The sequence below is a fragment of the Paraburkholderia sp. SEWSISQ10-3 4 genome, from assembly GCF_030464785.1.
Taxonomy (GTDB): Bacteria; Pseudomonadota; Gammaproteobacteria; order Burkholderiales; family Burkholderiaceae; genus Paraburkholderia; species Paraburkholderia aspalathi.
This window is the reverse complement of record NZ_JALPRI010000013.1, coordinates 1-18,196: the sequence shown is the minus strand read 5'-3', so window position 1 is coordinate 18,196 and position 18,196 is coordinate 1. Positions and strand designations below refer to the sequence as shown.

The following is an 18,196-nucleotide window of genomic DNA, read 5'->3' as shown; positions in this document are numbered from 1 at the left end:
CCTACTATATCGGGCACGCTAGGCTGAATATTTGCGGCAGTGTAATTTTCGGCTTTGTAGACTGAAACGGCATCAACCCGCCAGACGCGGCCAAAACGCGTCGGCTTATCAAATTGCAATCGTCAACGGAGAAAATCGTATGAAGAAGCTGACGCTGTTATTGACTGCTGTTTCGCTCGCCGCAGGCGCCTCGGTGGCGCTGGCCCAGCCCGCCGCTCCGGCCGGCTCCAGCGCGGTCAGTTCGTATTCGCCGCCCACCGTGAAGCACGTCAAGAAGCCCAAGAAGCAAAAAGCCAAGAAGGGTGCGTCGGCACCGGCGGCTGCCCCGGCGGACGCCGCCAGCCAGTAAGCCGTTTCGGCAGGCGGGCCGCAAGACCCGTGAAAAACAAAGAGCCCGCAGATGCGGGCTCTTTTCATTGACACGTCACGACCAGCGCCGCGAGCGCGGCGAACTCCACCGCCAGCGGACCGCCGCGGGATCAGATACCCCAGACGATATCCGCGTTTTCCTTCTGCGCGGCGCGCAGCATGTCGAGGAACGGATACGCACGCTGGGCGAGTCCCGGCGGGATCTCATGATGCTCGTGGCCGTCTTCGCCTTCGTGAAAATGGCCGTCGTGCTCGGCACGTTCCTGTTTGTCGACGCTGATCGCCGATTCGAGTTTCGTGATCGCGACGCTCAGTTCGTCGTGGGTGATGACACCACGCTCACCCAGGCGCTTGCCGACAATGCCGACCAGGTACTGAGCGAGATTTTCCAGCATCATCACGTCCGGCGCGGCGCGACATTTGAAAGTAATCAGCATGACTGTTCCCTTTTTCGTTATGTTGGATTGACGCGCGAACGGCTGTAAGCCGACCGTCGGCGCGCGTTACGTTGACACGCCGATCAGGCACGGCGGCCACGGCCCTTGGTGGGCATCTCATTGAACATATTAGCACCTGCTAAAATCCGTCTGGACGGAAAAGCGCGCCGCACACCGCGCCAGACGCGTTGCACGCTACGTGCCCGATGACGCCCCGACGTGCCCGGCGCATCCCGGCCGGTGCAGCGCCGCTTTCCACGCTTCTGACGAATCGGCTGCGCCTCGCGCGCGGCCGCCGCTTCTTCCGCATCACCGGATTGCCTCACTGGACTCGCAACAAGCATGCTGCCTGCACATAAACATACCCTCGAAACACTGCTCGCCGACACGGTGAAGCAGGTTGCTGACGCAACCCAGGGCGCGAGCGAAGCCGCCTTCGTGTCGCCCACGATCACGCTGGAGCGCCCCAAGGTCGCCGCGCACGGCGACGTCGCCTGCAATGTGGCGATGCAACTCGCCAAGCCGCTGCGCGCCAACCCGCGCCAGCTGGCGCAACAGATTGTCGACGCGCTGCTCGCGCAACCGCAAGCCAAGGGTCTCGTGGAAGCCGCCGAAGTGGCTGGCCCCGGCTTCATCAACCTGCGCCTCGCGGCCGCCGCCAAGCAGGCGGTGATCGCCGCGGTGTTCGCTGAAAAGGACGCCTTCGGCCGTTCGCAGCGCGAAGCCGGCAAGCATGTGCTGATCGAATTCGTCTCGGCCAACCCGACCGGCCCGCTGCACGTCGGCCACGGCCGCCAGGCCGCACTCGGCGACGCGCTCTCGAACGTGCTGGCCTCGCAAGGCTGGGACGTGCACCGCGAGTTCTACTACAACGACGCCGGCGTGCAGATCCAGACGCTCGCCCTGTCGACCCAGGCGCGCGCCCGCGGCCTCGCCCCGGGCGATGAAGGCTGGCCCGCCTCGGCGTACAACGGCGAGTACATCGCCGACATCGCCAAAGACTATCTGAACGGCGTCACGGTTGCCGCGAGCGACGGCGAACCCGTCACGGGCGCGGCTGACGTCGAAGACCTCGAAGCAATCCGCCGCTTCGCGGTCGCCTACCTGCGCCGCGAGCAGGACATGGACTTGCAGGCCTTCGGCGTGAAGTTCGACGAGTACTACCTGGAGTCGTCGCTGTACAAGGAAGGCCGGGTCGAGAAGACCGTGGCGGCGCTGATCGCCGCCGGCAAAACCTACGAACAGGAAGGCGCGCTGTGGCTGCGCACCACCGACGACGGCGACGACAAAGACCGCGTGATGCGCAAGACCGACGGCACCTACACGTACTTCGTGCCGGACGTCGCCTACCACGTCGCCAAGTGGGAACGCGGCTTCACCAAGGTCATCAACATTCAGGGCTCGGACCACCACGGCACGATCGCGCGGGTGCGCGCCGGCCTGCAAGGTCTCGGCATCGGCATTCCAAAGGGCTATCCCGACTATATCCTGCACAAGATGGTCACGGTGATGCGCAACGGTGAAGAGGTGAAGATCTCGAAGCGCGCGGGCAGCTATGTGACCGTGCGAGACCTGATCGAATGGTCGGGCGGCGCGACGCCGGGTTCGGAAGCCGCCGTCGACCTGATCGACGAAGAGACGATTCGCCGCGGCCGCGACGCCGTGCGCTTCTTCCTGATCTCGCGCAAGGCCGATACGGAATTCGTGTTCGACATCGACCTGGCGTTGAAACAGAACGACGAAAATCCGGTGCATTACGTGCAGTATGCGCATGCGCGGATCTGCTCGGTCATCGCGGAATGCAAGGCGCGCTACAACACGGACGAAAGCACGCTGGCCACGGTGGACGTGTCGCCGCTCACCAGCGAACGCGCCATGGCCCTGCTGAACAAGCTCGCCGAATTCCCGGACATGCTGGAGCACGCCGCCGGCGAACTCGCGCCGCACGCGGTCGCGTTCTATCTGCGCGACCTCGCCGGGGAATTCCACTCGTTCTACAATGACAGAGCCGAACGCGTGCTGGTCGACGACGCCGCCGAGCGCAATGCACGCGTCGCGCTGCTTGCGGCCACACGTCAGGTGCTGGCCAACGGTCTCGCGACGATCGGCGTCTCCGCTCCCGTCAAGATGTAAGTCCTCCGGCGTAACATGCATGCGGCCGTCGTTATAATCGACGGCCGTTCCAGGATTCTTTTTGCAGGTGATTCATACGATGGCAAAACCACGCCGCACAACAAAGCAATCGCAATCGAAACAAACCGGGGGGACTTTTCTCGGCATCGTGCTAGGCCTGATCGTCGGTCTCGCGATCGCGGTAGTGGTGGCGCTGTATATCACCCGTGCGCCTACGCCGTTCGTCTCGAAGGTCGCGCCGCCCGCGGCGCCCGACACCGGCGCGAGCCAGGCGCAGCAATACGACCCGAACCGTCCGCTGCAAGGCAAGACGCCGGGCCAGCCGGTGCCGCAAGCCGCGCAACCGGCGCCGCCGAACACCGCGCCGGGCCAGACCAATGCGCAGACGCAGTCGGGCATGCTGGAAGAGCCGCAGATCGTTGAAGTGCCGCCGTCGAATGGCAATGCGAACGGCACGGCAGTCGCACCGAAACCCGCGCAGGACAACGGCAACGGCACGGCCACCGGTACGGTGAAAAAGCCGCAAGGCGCAAGCGCACCGGCCGCCACCGCGGCAGGCTCCGCGCCGAAGGGTACGTCGTCCGCCACGGCTGCCAACGCCAAGCCGGGTTCAGGCGCGGCGCCGACAGCGGGCGACGCGAACACCGGTTACTTCCTGCAAGTGGGCGCCTACAAGACCTCGGCCGACGCCGAGCAGCAGCGCGCGCGGCTCGCCTTCCAGGGCTTTGAATCGAAGGTCACGCAGCGCGATGCAGGCGGCGTGACGTACTACCGTGTGCGGATCGGCCCGTTCTCGAAGTTCGAGGACATGAATTCGAGCCGTCAGCGTCTGTCCGACGCGGGCGTGGATACAGCCGTGATCCGCTTTACGAAGCAATAAGCCAACAATAAACAAACCGTGATTTACCGGAACGCGCCGCCGCCGAACTATCGGCGTGCGGCGCGAGTCACAAGCTCAACCGGCAAACACAACCGACAAGCACAACGGACGACTAGAGCGTCTAACGCCGACATTAAAAACGGTGACGGGCATTTGCGTGGCGCCACCGTTTTACCGCCTACTTGGGTTATCACAACATGAAAAAACTGCTGAGCATTCTGTTCCTCTCGCTGGGCCTGGTTGCCGCCACGGCGCATGCATCGCCGGCCGCACCGGTTTCCGGCAAGGACTACACCGTGCTGTCCACGCCGCAACCTACGGACGTGCCGGCCGGCAAGATCGAAGTAACCGAATTCTTCTGGTACGGCTGCCCGCACTGCAATGAATTCAACCCGTACCTCGAAGCATGGGTGAAGAAGCAAGGTCCGGACGTGGTGTTCAAGCGCGTGCCGGTTGCCTTCCGCGACGACTTCATTCCGCACTCGAAGATGTACCACGCGCTTGACGCACTCGGCCTCGCCACGCAACTCACGCCGAAGGTCTTCAACGAAATCCACGTCAACAAGAACTACCTGCTGACGCCGGAAGATCAGGCCAAGTTCCTCGCGAAGAACGGCGTCGATCCGAAGAAGTACATGGACGCGTACAACTCGTTCTCGACGCAAAGCGCGCTGCAAAAAGACAAGAAGTTGATGGACGACTACAAGATCGACGGCGTGCCGACGCTGGCCGTGCAAGGCAAGTATGAAACCGGTCCGGCTGCGACCAACAGCCTGCCGGGCACGATCCAGGTGCTCGACTATCTGGTGCAGCAGGTCCGCGCCAAGAAGATGTGATGTCGAAGGCGCCGGAATGAGCTCCCCCCTGAAGGTCTTCATTACCGGCGCCTCGAGTGGCATCGGCCTCGCGCTCGCCGCCGAATATGCGCGGCGCGGCGCGATTCTCGGCCTGGTCGCCCGCCGCGGCGACGCCCTCACCGCCTTCCAGCAGTCCCATCCACAGAATTCCATCTCCACCTATTCCGTCGACGTCCGCGACGCCGAGGCGCTCGCTGAAGCGGCCGCACAGTTCATCGCGCAGCACGGTTTGCCGGACGTGGTGATCGCCAATGCCGGCATCAGCCGCGGTGCGCTCACCGGGCACGGCGATCTGCGCACGTTCCGCGAAGTGATGGATATCAACTATTTCGGCATGGTCGCCACCTTTGAGCCGTTCGCCGCCGCGATGGTCGCGGCAAAGAAAGGCACGCTGGTCGGGATCGCCAGCGTGGCCAGCGTACGTGGCTTGCCGGGGTCGGGCGCGTACAGCGCGTCTAAGTCGGCGGCGCTCAAGTATCTGGAAGCGTTGCGCGTCGAGATGCGGCCGCTTGGCGTCGGCGTGGTCACGATCGCTCCCGGCTATATCCGCACGCCGATGACCGAGCACAACCCGTACACCATGCCGTTCCTGATGGACGCCGACCGCTTCGCGGTGAAGGTCGCCGGGGCGGTCGAGCGTCAAACCGCGTTTGCCGTGTTTCCATGGCAGATGCGCATCGTGGCCATGCTGCTGCACGTGCTGCCGCGCTGGCTCTACGACCGCGCCTTCGAACGCGCGCCGCGCAAACCGCGCGCCGCCACCGAGTAAGTCATGCAGCCGCGTGCGGTCGATGCAGCTGGCGTCGCGCACGAAATGGGCGGCGCCAATACCCGCATCGTCTCGCTGGTGCCCAGCATCACCGAATTGCTGTTCGCTCTCGGGCTCGACAGGCAGATCGTCGGACGCACCGGTTTTTGCGTGCATCCCCACGACAAGGTCCGGCAGGTGCGCAAGGTCGGCGGCACCAAGGCTGTGAATGTCGATGCGATCCGTGCTTTGCGCCCCACCCATCTGATCGTCAATATCGACGAAAACGAGCGCGATACCGTCGAGCAATTGCGTGCGTTCGTGCCGCATATCGTCGTGACCCATCCGCAGACGCCGCAAGACAATCTCTCGCTGTACGCGTTGCTGGGCGCGATCTTCGACCGCGAGCAGGAAGCTCAGCGCCTGAGCGAGGCGCTCGAAATACGTCTGCACGAGGCCGCAGCGCAGCCGTTTCCCAGGCAAAACGTGTTGTATCTGATCTGGCGAGAACCATGGATGACGGTGGCGCGCGACACTTATATCGCCTCGATGCTGAGGCTCGTGAACTGGCAGACGCTACCCGACGTGGAAGGCGGCGCGACCAGTGCTGCTCGTTATCCCGTGCTCGACTTCGACCACGCGCCGTGGCTTGCCGGCGTGGATCGCATACTGCTCTCCAGCGAGCCCTATCGCTTCACACAAGCGCATTGCGACACGCTGAAGCGTGATCCGCGTCTGACCGGCAAGCGCATTGAGTTGATCGATGGGGAGTTGGTGTCGTGGTACGGCGTGCGCGCGATCGAAGGCATCGGCTACCTGATGCAGCGCGCGGCGGCGTCATGAGCGGCAACGCGGCCAACCCATATGGATATGCGGATTAAATTGTTGTCGCCGCAACCACCCTTCGATAAGCTTTCGCGAAGGCGAGGACGTGCATGTAGCGCAGCAGCCAAAGCATGCGCCAGCGCCGGAAACGTATCACAATAAAGACGACGGCCAGACCGGTCGCCACCCGTCAACGGAACATAACCACACAACCAGACGCACTGCCTGACTGCGCTTGTTATGGGAGATCCTATGCGCTTCAAACTGCTCGCAGCCGCCGTACTGTTCACGGCGCCCGCGCTCGTGCTCGCCAAACCGCTGACCGTCTGCACCGAGTCGAGCCCCGACGGCTTCGATGTCGTGCAGTTCAATTCGCTCGTGACGACCAATGCGTCGGCCGACGTGATCTTCAATTCGCTGGTCTCGTACGACGAGGCCGCGAAGAAAGTCGTGCCCGCACTGGCCGACAAATGGGACGTAAGCGCCGACGGCCTCACCTACACGTTCCATCTGCGCCCGAACGTGCAATTCCAGACCACCGACTACTTCAAGCCCACCCGCGCGCTGAATGCCGACGACGTCGTCTTCACGTTCGACCGCATGCTCAACGACAGCAATCCGTGGCACAAGGTGGCGGGCGCGAGCGGCTTCCCGCACGCGCAGTCGATGGGCTTGCCGAAGCTCATCAAGTCGATCAGCAAGGTTGACGACAACACCGTCAAGTTCGAACTGAACGCACCGGACGCCACCTTCGTGTCGATCCTGACGATGGGTTTCGCCTCGATCTATTCGGCCGAATACGCCGACCAGTTGCTCAAGGCCGGCAAACAGGTCGACCTGAATGCGAAGCCGATCGGCACCGGTCCGTTCGAATTGAAGAGCTATACCAAAGACGCGGTGATCCGCTACGACGTGAACCCGACGTACTGGGGCACGAAACCGAAGATCGACCGCCTGATCTACGCGATCACGCCGGACGCCACGGTGCGCGCGCAAAAGGTGAAGGCCGGCGAATGCCAGATCGCGCTGTCGCCGAAGCCGCAGGATCTCGCCGAAGCGAAGGGCGACAAATCGCTCGCCATCGTGCAGACGCCCGCGTTCATGACCGCCTTCGTCGCGCTGAACACGCAGAAGAAGCCGCTCGACAACCAGAAGGTGCGCGCGGCTCTGAACATGGCGTTCGACCGCACCACCTACCTGAAGGCGATCTTCGACAACACCGCGACGCCGGCCGTCAATCCGTATCCGCCGAACACATGGAGCTACGACAAGGCCGTCAAGGCGTGGCCGTACGATCCGGTGAAGGCAAAGAAACTGCTCGCGGACGCGGGCTATCCGAACGGCTTCGAAACGACGATCTGGGTGCGTCCGAACGGCAGCGTGCTGAACCCGAATCCGAAGGCCGGCGCCGAACTGCTGCAAGCCGACTTCGCGAAGATCGGCGTGAAGGCGGAAGTGAAGGTGATCGAATGGGGCGAGCTGATCAAGCAGGCCAAACAAGGCCAGCATGACACGTTGTTCATGGGCTGGGCCGGCGATAACGGCGATCCGGACAACTATCTGTCACCGCTCTTCAGCTGCAATGCGGTGAAGTCTGGGATCAATTTCGCGCGCTTCTGCGATCAGGATCTGGACAAGCTGATCGCCGACGGCAAGACCACGCCCGATCAGGCCAAACGCGCGAAGGCGTATGAGCAGGCGCAGCAGATCATCCACGATCAGGCGCTGTGGATTCCGCTGGGTTACCCGACCGCAGCGGCCATCACGCGTACGAACGTGAGCGGCTATCACGTGAGTCCGTTCGGACGGCAGAACTTTGCGACGGTGGCGGTGCAGTAAGACTCTGTCTCGCCGATTAAAAAAACCCCGGTTGCTTTTCGCAACCGGGCTTTTTTATCGACATATCAAGCTGTCGACGCGATCACGCCGAGAACCGGATCACCCCATCTGCGTCCTGCGTGCGCTTCAACTCGCCGGCCAGCCACAGCAGATGCAAGTGCGCTAACGCCTCGCCCATCGCGAATGTCATCTGATGGATGTCGAGTTGGCGCTTGAACATCAGCGGCACGATATCCGCAGCGCTCTGCGGCTTCTCCGCACAGGCCTCGCGCACTTCAGCCAGACGCGCGTCATGATGCTCACGCAATTGCTTGATCCGCGTACGCACGCCGCGAAACGGCTTGCCATGCGACGGCAGCACGAGCGTGTCTTCAGGCATCGTCTCGTAGCGACCTAGCGATTCCAGATACAGCGCGAGCGGCGTGCTTTCGGGCTCCATGTCGAACACCGAGACGTTGGTCGAAATACGCGGCAGCACCATGTCGCCGGAGATCAGCGTGCCCGTCTCTTCGCAATGCAACGCGCAGTGTTCCGGCGAATGGCCGAAGCCCGTTACCACGCGCCACGTCTTGCCGCCGATCTTCACGCCATCGGCTTCGCGCAGGCGGCGGTACTGCCCAGGAATCGCCGGCACGAGGCTCGAGTAGTAGCTCGTGCGATTGCGCAGCTTCTCGAGCGACGCCTCGTCGTTCAAGCCGTGACGTGCGAAGTGGCGCGCCGCGCCCTCGCCGCCCGCATTCGATCCGTCGCCGGCCGCCATCACGCGGGCCTGCATGTATTCGCCAAGCGTCATCCACAAGCGCACGTCCCAGCGTTTCTTGTCGCCGCCGCTGCAGATCCAGTGCGCAAGGCCGATGTGATCCGGGTGGCAATGCGTGACGATCACGCGCAGCACCGGCAGGCCGTCGAGCATCGAGTCGAACACTTTCTCCCAGTTCTCCTTGATCGTGTCCGACGTAATACCGCAGTCCACTACCGTCCAACCTTGTTGACCATCGATCTCATCGCGTAGCAGCCACAAATTGATGTGGTCAAGTGCAAACGGCAGCGGCATGCGCAGCCAGAAGACGCCGGGCGCGACTTCCATCGTCTGGCCCGCCTCGGGCAAGGTGTCCTTGAACGGGTAGTCGAGTTGATGTTCGAGTGCATTCATTGTGCTTGTCTTCCTCCGTCGGCCATCCGGCATGGCGAGGTATGCGATGCCGGACGGCGTGGTTGCGGCCCGGCCGGGACATGCCGGTACCGTATTGCGCCGTAGTTGCGTTTCGATCAAGTTGACGATAACGTAAACGTCGATTCTATCGTTCAATCCGATTTTCTGCCCGGCTACGGGATGCCCCGATGAACACGCAATACACGATCACCGAGCTCGCGCGGGAATTCGACGTCACGCCGCGGGCGATCCGCTTCTACGAAGACCAGGGTTTACTCTCGCCCAGCCGTGAGGGATCGAGCGGCTTGCGGCGCGTTTATTCGGGCCGCGATCGAACCCGCCTGAAGCTCACGCTGCGCGGCAAACGGCTTGGCTTCACATTGTCGGAGATCCGCGATCTGCTCGACGTCTACGAGTCGCCGACCGACACCGTGCCGCAATTGCAGGCCTTCCTTGCTACGGTGGCGCGCCATCGCGACGTGCTCGAACGTCAACTGGAAGATCTGAACGCAACGCTCGAAGACCTCGCGCAATACGAAACTCAGGCGCGCGCGTTGCTGGAAGGCGGTTCACGCGAGACCAGGTCCGCCTGAGCGGAGAACGGCGCGACGCGCCGCGAGTGCACCCGGACGATACAATCACGGGTGTCTTCACGACATGGGATGAATGCACGGCCGACATGAATCACTTTCCCAAACTGCTGTCGTCACAGATCGGCTTTGACGTCGCCCAGACGATGCTCGAAGGATTCGATCGGCACTACCGCATCTTCCGTGACGCCGCGATCCATGCCAAAACGCTGTTCGAAGCTGCCGACTGGCATGGGCTGCAAACGCTGGCGCGCGAGCGCATCACCTCGTATGACGATCGTGTCGAGGAATGCGTCGAACTGCTCGAAGACGAATACGACGCCGAGAATATCGACGACGAAGTGTGGCAGCAGATCAAGCTCCACTACATCGGCCTCCTGACCACGCACCGCCAGCCCGAGTGCGCGGAGACGTTCTTCAATTCGGTGTGCTGCAAGATCCTGCACCGTTCGTATTTCAACAACGACTTCATTTTCGTGCGCCCGGCGATCTCGACCGAATACATCGAGAACGACGAACCGGCGGCGAAGCCGACCTATCGTGCGTATTACCCCGGCAAGGACGGTCTTGCCGCGACGCTCGAGCGCATCGTCACGAACTTCCAGCTGGAGCCTCCGTTTGAGGATCTGACGCGCGACGTCGAATGCGTGATGCAAGCGATCCACGATGCGTTCGGCGTGTTCGATGAAGCGCCCAACTTCCAGATTCACGTGCTTTCGTCGCTGTTTTTTCGGAACAAGTCGGCGTATATCGTTGGACGGATCATCAACGGCGATCTGTTGCTGCCATTCGCGGTGCCGCTGCGCCATGTGAAGCCCGGCGTACTCGCACTCGATACGGTGCTGCTCAAACGCGACCAGTTGCTGATCATCTTCAGCTTCTCGCATTCGTACTTCCTGGTGGACATGGAAGTGCCGTCCGCGTACGTCGAATTTCTCGGCACGATCATGCAGGGCAAACCGAAGGCGGAAATCTATACCTCGGTGGGTTTGCAGAAGCAGGGCAAGAATCTCTTCTATCGCGATCTGCTGCACCATCTGAAGCATTCCAGCGATCCGTTCATCATCGCGCCCGGCATCAAGGGGCTCGTGATGCTGGTGTTCACGCTGCCGTCGTTTCCGTACGTATTCAAGCTGATCAAGGACCACTTTCCGCCGCCGAAGGAAACCACGCGCGAGCAGATCAAGCGAAAGTATCAGCTCGTCAAGCGTCATGACCGTTTGGGCCGCATGGCCGACACGCTCGAATATTCGAGCGTCGCGCTGCCCATTTCGCGGCTCGACGAAGCGCTGCTGCGCGAACTCGAAAAGGAAGTGCCGTCCCTGATCGAATACGACGGCGACAACCTGGTGATTCGTCACATGTATATCGAACGCCGGATGGTGCCGCTCAATCTGTTCCTGCAAAACGGCAGCGACGAGGACGTCGAGCACGGCATCAAGGAATACGGCAACGCGATCAAGGAATTGATGCAGGCGAACATCTTCCCTGGCGACATGCTGTACAAGAACTTCGGCGTGACGCGTCACGGCCGCGTCGTGTTCTACGACTACGATGAAATCGAATACCTGACGGAATGCAACGTGCGCGCAGTGCCGGCGCCACGTTACGAGGAAGACGAAATGTCGGGCGAGCCATGGTACTCGGTCGGCCCGCACGACATTTTCCCGGAGACATACGGCACCTTTCTGCTCGGCGATCCACGCGTGCGCCGGTCCTTCATGCAACATCACGCGGACTTCTTCGATCCAGCGCTGTGGCAACGGCACAAGGATCATCTATTGAAAGGCGAACTGCCCGACGTTTTCCCGTACGACAGCAGCGTGCGCTTCTGCATCCGCTATCCGGAACGATTCGCCGATACGGCGTCCGGACCAGCGGAGAACCAGGCAGATGAACGCACCGTGCGCGTGGCGTAAGCACTATGCGCCGCCCGCATCGTTGAATGCATCGTCCGAACCTTATGCAACGACATCGACCGGTCAATCGGTCGAGCAACCGCCAAGACTCAACATGAACACGAACGCTTCTCCCGCTGCCAATCCGCTTGCCCATCTGTTCGACAATAACGACGCGTGGGTGGCCCGCAAGCTGTCCGAAGACCCGGAGTACTTCTCGCGTCTCGCGCACCAGCAGACACCCGAATATCTGTGGATCGGCTGCTCCGATTCGCGCGTGCCGGCCAACCAGATCATCGGCCTGCCGCCGGGCGAAGTGTTCGTACACAGAAACATCGCCAACGTGGTGGTGCATACGGATCTGAACTGCCTGTCGGTGATCCAGTTCGCCGTCGATCTGCTGAAGGTCAAACACATCATGGTGGTGGGTCACTATGGCTGCTCGGGCGTCGGCGCGGCGCTGCACGGCCGGCGTGTGGGTCTCGCGGATAACTGGCTGCATCACGTGCAGGACGTGCGCACCAAGCATGCTGCGCTGATCGAAGAATGGCCGCTCGGCGAGGCGCGCCATCGGCGGCTGGTCGAACTGAATGCGATCGAACAGGTCATGAACGTATGCCGGACCACCATCATCAATGACGCGTGGGCACGTGGCCAGGAACTCACGGTGCACGGCTGGGTGTATGGCGTGCATGACGGCAAGGTGCGCGACCTCGGCATGACAATCAACGACCCCACGGCGCTCGATGCAACCTATAAGCGCTGCATCGCGGCCGTATCGGCCGGCGGTGCGTACCAGGAAGACAACGATGCGGCGGCCGCCGAAGCGGCCCAGCTCGGCGACGTGCCGGCCATCGTCGAAGGTGTGATCAAACAACTTAAGCATGAATGAAACCCACATGAGTGAGACAAACATGAGCGAGACAAAGTCTGATCCGATCGTAATCGTAGGTGTGGCCCGTACGCCGATGGCGGCATTTCAGGGCGATTTCGCAACGCTAACCGCGCCGCAGTTGGGTTCGGTTGCAATCGAAGCCGCCGTGCAACGCGCCGGGTTGAAGCCCGAGCAGATCGATGAAGTGGTGATGGGTTGCGTGCTGCCCGCCGGCCTCGGCCAGGCGCCCGCGCGTCAGGCCGCGCTGGGCGCAGGCTTGCCTTTGAGCACCGGCAGCACCACCGTCAACAAGATGTGCGGCTCCGGTATGCGCGCGGCGATGTTCGCGCACGACATGCTGGCCGCTGGCTCGGTCGACGTAATCGTCGCGGGTGGCATGGAGAGCATGACGAACGCGCCGTATCTGTTGCCGAAAGCGCGTAACGGCATGCGCATGGGTCACGGCCAGGTGATCGACCACATGTTCTACGACGGTCTCGAAGATGCCTACGAAAAAGGCCGTCTGATGGGCACCTTCGCCGAGGAATGCGCGGCCTCGTTCGACTTCACACGCGAAGCGCAGGATGCATTCGCCGTCGAGTCACTGAATCGTGCAAAGCGTGCGAATGAAGACGGTTCGTTCACGTGGGAAATCGCGCCGGTGAAGGTGGAAAGCCGCAAGGGCGACGTGACCATCGATCACGACGAGCAGCCGTTCAAGGCGAACCTCGACAAGATTCCGACGCTCAAGCCCGCGTTCAGCAAAACCGGCACGGTGACGGCAGCGAATTCATCATCGATTTCCGACGGTGCCGCGGCGCTCGTGATGATGCGTGAATCGACCGCGAAGCGTCTCGGCGTCGAGCCGCTTGCTCGCGTGGTCGGCCACTCCACCTTCGCTCAGGAACCCGCGAAGTTCACCACCGCGCCGGTCGGCGCGATTCGCAAGCTGTTCGAGAAGAACGGCTGGCGCGCCGACGAAGTGGATCTGTACGAGGTCAACGAGGCGTTCGCGGTGGTCACGATGGCCGCGATGAAGGAACATCACCTGCCGCACGACAAGGTCAACGTGAACGGCGGCGCCTGCGCACTCGGCCATCCGATCGGCGCATCGGGCGCGCGGATTCTCGTCACGCTGATCGGCGCGTTGAAAAATCGCGGTCTGAAGCGCGGTGTCGCGACGCTGTGCATCGGCGGCGGCGAAGCGACCGCGATGGGCATAGAACTGGTTTGACGCGCTGTTACCGGGTGTTTGCAAGCTTGAGGTGATTCGATGAAGACAGTGTTGATCGTCGGTGCATCGCGCGGCATCGGCCAGGAGTTCGTGCGGCAATACATAAAGAGCGGCTGGCGCGTGCTCGCCACCGCGCGCGATGGCGCCGCTCTCGACGCGCTGAAGGCGCTCGGCGCGGAGACGTTTTCACTCGACGTCACCGCACCCGAAGAAATCGCCGCGCTCGGCTGGAAGCTCGACGGCGAGCGGCTCGACGCAGCGGTACTGGTGTCCGGCGTGTACGGCCCGCGCACCGAGGACATCGAGACGATTACGGCGGAAGACTTCGACCAGGTCATGCATACCAACGTGCGCGGTCCGATGCAGTTGATGCCGATCCTGCTGCCCCTCGTCGAAGAAGCAGGCGGTGTGTTCGCGGTGATCTCGAGCAAGATGGGTAGCATCGGCGACGCAAGCGGCACGACCGGCTGGCTGTATCGGGCGAGTAAGGCTGCGCTGAATGACGCGCTGAAGATCGCGTCACTGGACGCCACGCGCGCAACCTGTATTTCGCTGCATCCTGGCTGGGTGCGCACCGATATGGGTGGCGCGCAAGCGGCGATCGATCCGGTGCGCAGCGTCACCGGCATGCGTGAAGTGCTTGCGCAGGCCGCGGCCGCACATGAAGCATTCAACGGCCGCTTCTACCAATACGACGGCACGGCGCTCGACTGGTGAAGAAGCGAGTGAAGAGACAAGTGGGGAGACTAATGAGGAGACCGAGCCATGGTGCTTGATCAGGATCATCAGATGGTCCGCGACGCGGTGCGCACGTTCGTGCGCGAAGCCGTTACGCCGTACGCGGCGCAATGGGACCGCGAGCGCACCTTTCCGAAGGACGTGCATCGCCAGCTCGCCGAGCTCGGCGCGTATGGCGTGCTGGTGCCCGAAGCCTACGGCGGCGCCGGCATGGACGCGCTGGCGCTCGCGCTGATCCTCGAAGAAATCGCTGCGGGCGACGGCGGCACTTCGACCGCGATCTCGGTCAACAACTGCCCGGTGTGCAGCATTCTGCTGACCTATGGCAACGACGCGCAGAAACGCGACTGGCTCACGCCGCTCGCGCGCGGCGAGATGCTCGGCGCGTTTTGCCTGACCGAACCGCAAGCGGGCTCGGACGCCTCCGCGCTGCGCACCACCGCGACACGCGATGGCGACAGCTACGTGTTGAACGGCGTCAAACAGTTCATCACGAGCGGCAAGAACGGCAACGTCGCGATCGTGATGGCCGTGACCGACAAGGCGGCGGGTAAGCGCGGCATCAGCGCGTTCATCGTGCCCACCGATACGAAGGGATATGTCGTCGCGCGCGTTGAAGAAAAGCTCGGTCAGCATTCGTCGGACACCGCGCAGATTATTTTCGAAGATTGCCGCGTGCCGGCCGCGAACCTGATCGGCGCGGAGGGCGAAGGTTATCGGATTGCGCTATCAGGGCTCGAAGGCGGGCGCATCGGTATCGCCGCGCAAAGCGTCGGCATGGCGCGCGCCGCGTTCGAAGCGGCGTTGGGCTATGCGAAGGAGCGCGAGAGCTTCGGCCAGCCGTTGTTCTCGCATCAGGCCGTGCAATTCCGCCTCGCCGATATGGCGACCCAGCTCGAAGCCGCGCGCCAGTTGATCTGGCACGCGGCTTCGTTGAAAGACGCCGGGCAACCTTGTCTGACGGAAGCCGCAATGGCCAAGCTGTTTGCATCCGAAGCCGCTGAGCGGATCTGCTCGGCCGCCTTGCAGATTCATGGCGGCTACGGCTATCTGAGCGACTTTCCTGTAGAACGCATCTACCGCGATGTACGCGTGTGCCAGATCTACGAAGGCACCAGTGACATCCAGAAAATTTTGATCGCACGCGGCCTTGCCTGAAAGTCTGATGAATAAGCCATTGTTGCCAACGCAACGACCGTCCGACTGCCCCTGCGGCGGCGCCGCGCCCGATCAGCGCAGCGGCGCCAAACCGCCGCGCTTTGCGCAATGCTGTGGCCGCTATATCGATGGCGGTGAAACAGCGCCACGCGCGCTCGAACTGATGCGCTCGCGTTACAGCGCGTATGTTGTGGGCGCAACGGATTATTTGCGCGCGACCTGGGCACCGCACACCTGCCCCACGGATCTCGACGCCGACCCTGCCGCCCCCGACGCGCCACGTTGGCTCGGACTGCAGATCAAAGCCTTCGCTGAAACCAGCGCCGATCATGCGACAGTCGAATTCGTCGCACGATATAAGGTGGGTGGCCGCGCCCACCGGCTGCACGAACTGAGCCGCTTCATACGCGGTGAGGACGGACGCTGGCGCTATGTCGACGGCGACGTAAACGAATAAGCTGCACCTTCGAAAGCCTTACACGGCTTGGCGGTGCGCAATAAAACCGTCATCACATATGGCCCTCAAACGAGGGCCTTTTTTTCGTGTTGGCTCGACACCACAGCGCGCATATTTCGACAAATTACTTCGGGCAGCCAAGCGCTGCGAGGCAGGCGGTTTCGGCCTTCCGTCGGGGCGAACACGCCCTGATCCGCACCCGGCAATTATTGCGTCGCGGGTTCTCCTTTATTGCACAAAACAAAATTGTCGTGCCAGGATGAGGCCGTAGGTTTGTGACGTCACGTTGCGAGAACAGGTCCATACCGATTCCGCAAAATGCGCAGGCAGCTGCCGATAGCCCACCAGCAAGGGTTCGGCGGCGGTTCCGGGCAGCATGTGTGACGCTCATCATCGGCGCGTGGGGTCGCGTCGGCCGTTTGGGTTCATCCCGTGCGATCTCGATCAGCGTGCGTGCGCTTGCCGCACTACGTACGCGAGTGTGTTTTTGTTTGTCGAAAACGCCGATGAAAGGCAATTGTCAGCGACGATATTCGACAGACAAAACGTCACGGTGTTAAGGGCAGGTTTTTGAGGCAGGTGCGTCAATGGTGTTCAGCAAGGTTCTGACGAAGTGCGCGGTGACTTGTGCAGCAGCGATGTGCGCCATCGCACTCGCGCATGCCGAGCCGCTCGCCGACACCCAGGCGGGGCCTCTCACTCGCGCGCACGTGCCGCGCATCGCACTCGACGACGATGTCTATCTGCCCACCGCGGGCCTCAACGAACAGATCATCCGCGTGCCGGTTAACGCTGCCGGCACCGTCACACTCGAAACCACGATCTACAAACCGGACGGCGCAGGCCCGTTTCCGATGATCGTTTTCAACCACGGCAAGATTCCCGGCGACCCACGCACGCAGGAACGCAGCGACCCGCGGCCGTTCGCGCGCGAATTCGTGCGCCGCGGCTACGTGGTGGTGGCGCCGAACCGCCAGGGCTTCGGCCATTCGGACGGCACGTATCAGCAGGACGGCTGCGACGTCGAACGCAACGGTATCGGCCAGGCTGGCGACGTGGCCGCGACGATCGATTTCATGTCGAAGCAGCCGTACGTGGATGCCACGCACATCGTCGTGGCCGGCACCTCGCACGGCGGTCTCGCGACGATTGCTTACGGCCCCGAGGCTGCATCGGGCGTGCGAGCCTTGATCAATTTCTCGGGCGGCTTGCGGCAGGACGCGTGCACCGACTGGCAGGGCAATCTGACGCATGCATTTGGCGCCTATGGCGAGAAGACAAAGGTGCCGTCGCTGTGGTTGTACGGCGATAACGATTCGGTGTGGACCGCGCCGCTGGTGGCCGGCATGTATGCCGCGTATGCCGCGCATGGCGCGAGCGCGAAGATGGTGGATTTCGGCAATTACAAGAACGATGCACATCGGCTGGTGGGCGATCGCGATGGCGTGCAGATCTGGTGGCCTGCTGTCGAGGCGTTTCTTGCGCGCGTTGGGATGCCTACGGGCGTGCAGTATCGGGTCGATGATCCTTCGGCGCCGAAGGCGAGCGGTTTTGCTGCTGTCGATGCGGTCGACTCTGTTCCGTTTGTTGATGAAGCTGGGCGTAACGGTTATCGCAACTTCTTGCATCAGTATCCTAGCCGGGCTTTTGCTGTGTCGGATTCGGGGGCCTGGTCGTGGGCGGAAGGTGGTGATAATCCGATGTCTGTTGCCATTGCTAATTGCCAGAAGCAGAGTTCGGCGCCTTGCCGGTTGTATGCCGTTGACAACTCCGTTGTATGGGGGAAGGGGTCTTCGCAGACGGCGGATTCTGGTTCTTCGTCGGCAGCTGGGGCTGCTAATGATCGGCGCGCTATTGCTAGCCGGAATTGAAGGTTTTGATTTGCCTTCGCGGCGCTTGTTTGTTCGGTTGCCTGGGGCTTTGGCTTTTCCTTGTTCTGGCTTTCGTGCCGTTCCTTGATTTGTTAGTGGTCTATTAGCGTTGCCCCTGTGCGGGGCGGCACCTAC

17 protein-coding genes are annotated in these 18,196 nt (G+C 62.2%); 15 read left to right on the top strand and 2 right to left on the bottom strand.

Annotated elements, in window-relative coordinates:
* Positions 1–139 precede the first annotated feature (139 nt).
* The gene (locus M0D68_RS22515) at positions 140–349 is read left to right on the top strand and encodes an acid-shock protein (protein ID WP_093645696.1); all 210 of its coding nucleotides are present in this window, start codon (positions 140–142) and stop codon (positions 347–349) included.
* Positions 350–479: 130 nt separating this feature from the next.
* Here M0D68_RS22515 and M0D68_RS22510 read toward each other — a convergent pair whose 3' ends face one another.
* Positions 480–806, bottom strand: a complete 327-nt coding sequence (locus tag M0D68_RS22510) for a DUF1840 domain-containing protein (protein WP_093645699.1) — start codon at positions 804–806, stop codon at positions 480–482.
* Between the two features lie 342 nt (positions 807–1,148).
* On the opposite strand from M0D68_RS22510, the gene argS reads away from it, so the two are divergent.
* From argS to M0D68_RS22480, 6 genes are all read left to right on the top strand, one after another.
* A complete protein-coding gene (gene argS, locus M0D68_RS22505) occupies positions 1,149–2,939 on the top strand; it encodes an arginine--tRNA ligase (protein ID WP_093645704.1) in 1,791 nt (596 codons plus the stop codon).
* A 61-nt stretch (positions 2,940–3,000) separates the two neighbouring features.
* The gene (locus M0D68_RS22500; RefSeq protein WP_093645706.1) at positions 3,001–3,819 is read left to right on the top strand and encodes an SPOR domain-containing protein; all 819 of its coding nucleotides are present in this window, start codon (positions 3,001–3,003) and stop codon (positions 3,817–3,819) included.
* A 197-nt stretch (positions 3,820–4,016) separates the two neighbouring features.
* Positions 4,017–4,655 (top strand): thiol:disulfide interchange protein DsbA/DsbL, encoded by a 639-nt coding sequence (locus tag M0D68_RS22495; protein WP_093645709.1) that lies wholly within the window; start codon positions 4,017–4,019, stop codon positions 4,653–4,655.
* Positions 4,656–4,671: 16 nt separating this feature from the next.
* Positions 4,672–5,445 carry an SDR family oxidoreductase gene (locus M0D68_RS22490; protein WP_211706116.1) on the top strand — a complete coding sequence of 258 codons (774 nt, stop codon included), beginning with the start codon at positions 4,672–4,674 and terminating at the stop codon, positions 5,443–5,445.
* A 3-nt stretch (positions 5,446–5,448) separates the two neighbouring features.
* Entirely contained in the window at positions 5,449–6,267 is an 819-nt protein-coding gene (locus M0D68_RS22485) for a cobalamin-binding protein (RefSeq protein WP_266225377.1), read from the top strand.
* A 234-nt stretch (positions 6,268–6,501) separates the two neighbouring features.
* Positions 6,502–8,088 (top strand): ABC transporter substrate-binding protein, encoded by a 1,587-nt coding sequence (locus M0D68_RS22480; protein WP_093645716.1) that lies wholly within the window; start codon positions 6,502–6,504, stop codon positions 8,086–8,088.
* A gap of 82 nt (positions 8,089–8,170) precedes the next feature.
* Here M0D68_RS22480 and M0D68_RS22475 read toward each other — a convergent pair whose 3' ends face one another.
* Positions 8,171–9,241 carry an MBL fold metallo-hydrolase gene (locus tag M0D68_RS22475; RefSeq protein ID WP_266225376.1) on the bottom strand — a complete coding sequence of 357 codons (1,071 nt, stop codon included), beginning with the start codon at positions 9,239–9,241 and terminating at the stop codon, positions 8,171–8,173.
* A 188-nt stretch (positions 9,242–9,429) separates the two neighbouring features.
* Between M0D68_RS22475 and M0D68_RS22470 the strand changes: the two genes are divergently transcribed.
* The 8 genes from M0D68_RS22470 to M0D68_RS22435 all read left to right on the top strand — a co-directional run bounded on the left by M0D68_RS22470 (position 9,430) and on the right by M0D68_RS22435 (position 18,061).
* The gene (locus M0D68_RS22470) at positions 9,430–9,834 is read left to right on the top strand and encodes a MerR family DNA-binding transcriptional regulator (protein ID WP_054035656.1); all 405 of its coding nucleotides are present in this window, start codon (positions 9,430–9,432) and stop codon (positions 9,832–9,834) included.
* Between the two features lie 86 nt (positions 9,835–9,920).
* Positions 9,921–11,750 carry a bifunctional isocitrate dehydrogenase kinase/phosphatase gene (gene aceK / locus M0D68_RS22465; RefSeq protein WP_266225374.1) on the top strand — a complete coding sequence of 610 codons (1,830 nt, stop codon included), beginning with the start codon at positions 9,921–9,923 and terminating at the stop codon, positions 11,748–11,750.
* A 94-nt stretch (positions 11,751–11,844) separates the two neighbouring features.
* Entirely contained in the window at positions 11,845–12,621 is a 777-nt protein-coding gene (gene can, locus M0D68_RS22460; protein ID WP_093645740.1) for a carbonate dehydratase, read from the top strand.
* A 7-nt stretch (positions 12,622–12,628) separates the two neighbouring features.
* Complete coding sequence (locus tag M0D68_RS22455; protein WP_200564104.1) at positions 12,629–13,837, top strand: acetyl-CoA C-acetyltransferase; 1,209 nt, start codon at positions 12,629–12,631, stop codon at positions 13,835–13,837.
* A 39-nt stretch (positions 13,838–13,876) separates the two neighbouring features.
* Entirely contained in the window at positions 13,877–14,554 is a 678-nt protein-coding gene (locus M0D68_RS22450) for an SDR family oxidoreductase (RefSeq protein WP_093645726.1), read from the top strand.
* 48 nt (positions 14,555–14,602) lie between these two features.
* The gene (locus tag M0D68_RS22445) at positions 14,603–15,733 is read left to right on the top strand and encodes an acyl-CoA dehydrogenase family protein (protein ID WP_200660286.1); all 1,131 of its coding nucleotides are present in this window, start codon (positions 14,603–14,605) and stop codon (positions 15,731–15,733) included.
* Between the two features lie 7 nt (positions 15,734–15,740).
* The gene (locus M0D68_RS22440) at positions 15,741–16,190 is read left to right on the top strand and encodes a YchJ family protein (RefSeq protein WP_266225372.1); all 450 of its coding nucleotides are present in this window, start codon (positions 15,741–15,743) and stop codon (positions 16,188–16,190) included.
* 587 nt (positions 16,191–16,777) lie between these two features.
* Positions 16,778–18,061: a dienelactone hydrolase family protein gene (locus M0D68_RS22435; RefSeq protein ID WP_093645734.1), complete on the top strand. Its 1,284-nt coding sequence runs from the start codon at positions 16,778–16,780 to the stop codon at positions 18,059–18,061.
* Positions 18,062–18,196: the final 135 nt, after the last annotated feature.

Bases quoted from the DNA above. Each gene is read 5' to 3' on its own strand.
- M0D68_RS22515 (WP_093645696.1), top strand. From the start codon at position 140: ATGAAGAAGCTGACGCTGTTATTGACTGCTGTTTCGCTCGCCGCAGGC.
- M0D68_RS22510 (WP_093645699.1), bottom strand. From the start codon at position 806: ATGCTGATTACTTTCAAATGTCGCGCCGCGCCGGACGTGATGATGCTG.
- argS (WP_093645704.1), top strand. From the start codon at position 1,149: ATGCTGCCTGCACATAAACATACCCTCGAAACACTGCTCGCCGACACG.
- M0D68_RS22495 (WP_093645709.1), top strand. From the start codon at position 4,017: ATGAAAAAACTGCTGAGCATTCTGTTCCTCTCGCTGGGCCTGGTTGCC.
- M0D68_RS22490 (WP_211706116.1), top strand. From the start codon at position 4,672: ATGAGCTCCCCCCTGAAGGTCTTCATTACCGGCGCCTCGAGTGGCATC.
- M0D68_RS22485 (WP_266225377.1), top strand. From the start codon at position 5,449: ATGCAGCCGCGTGCGGTCGATGCAGCTGGCGTCGCGCACGAAATGGGC.
- M0D68_RS22480 (WP_093645716.1), top strand. From the start codon at position 6,502: ATGCGCTTCAAACTGCTCGCAGCCGCCGTACTGTTCACGGCGCCCGCG.
- M0D68_RS22475 (WP_266225376.1), bottom strand. From the start codon at position 9,241: ATGAATGCACTCGAACATCAACTCGACTACCCGTTCAAGGACACCTTG.
- M0D68_RS22470 (WP_054035656.1), top strand. From the start codon at position 9,430: ATGAACACGCAATACACGATCACCGAGCTCGCGCGGGAATTCGACGTC.
- aceK (WP_266225374.1), top strand. From the start codon at position 9,921: ATGAATCACTTTCCCAAACTGCTGTCGTCACAGATCGGCTTTGACGTC.
- can (WP_093645740.1), top strand. From the start codon at position 11,845: ATGAACACGAACGCTTCTCCCGCTGCCAATCCGCTTGCCCATCTGTTC.
- M0D68_RS22455 (WP_200564104.1), top strand. From the start codon at position 12,629: ATGAGTGAGACAAACATGAGCGAGACAAAGTCTGATCCGATCGTAATC.
- M0D68_RS22450 (WP_093645726.1), top strand. From the start codon at position 13,877: ATGAAGACAGTGTTGATCGTCGGTGCATCGCGCGGCATCGGCCAGGAG.
- M0D68_RS22445 (WP_200660286.1), top strand. From the start codon at position 14,603: ATGGTGCTTGATCAGGATCATCAGATGGTCCGCGACGCGGTGCGCACG.
- M0D68_RS22440 (WP_266225372.1), top strand. From the start codon at position 15,741: ATGAATAAGCCATTGTTGCCAACGCAACGACCGTCCGACTGCCCCTGC.
- M0D68_RS22435 (WP_093645734.1), top strand. From the start codon at position 16,778: ATGGTGTTCAGCAAGGTTCTGACGAAGTGCGCGGTGACTTGTGCAGCA.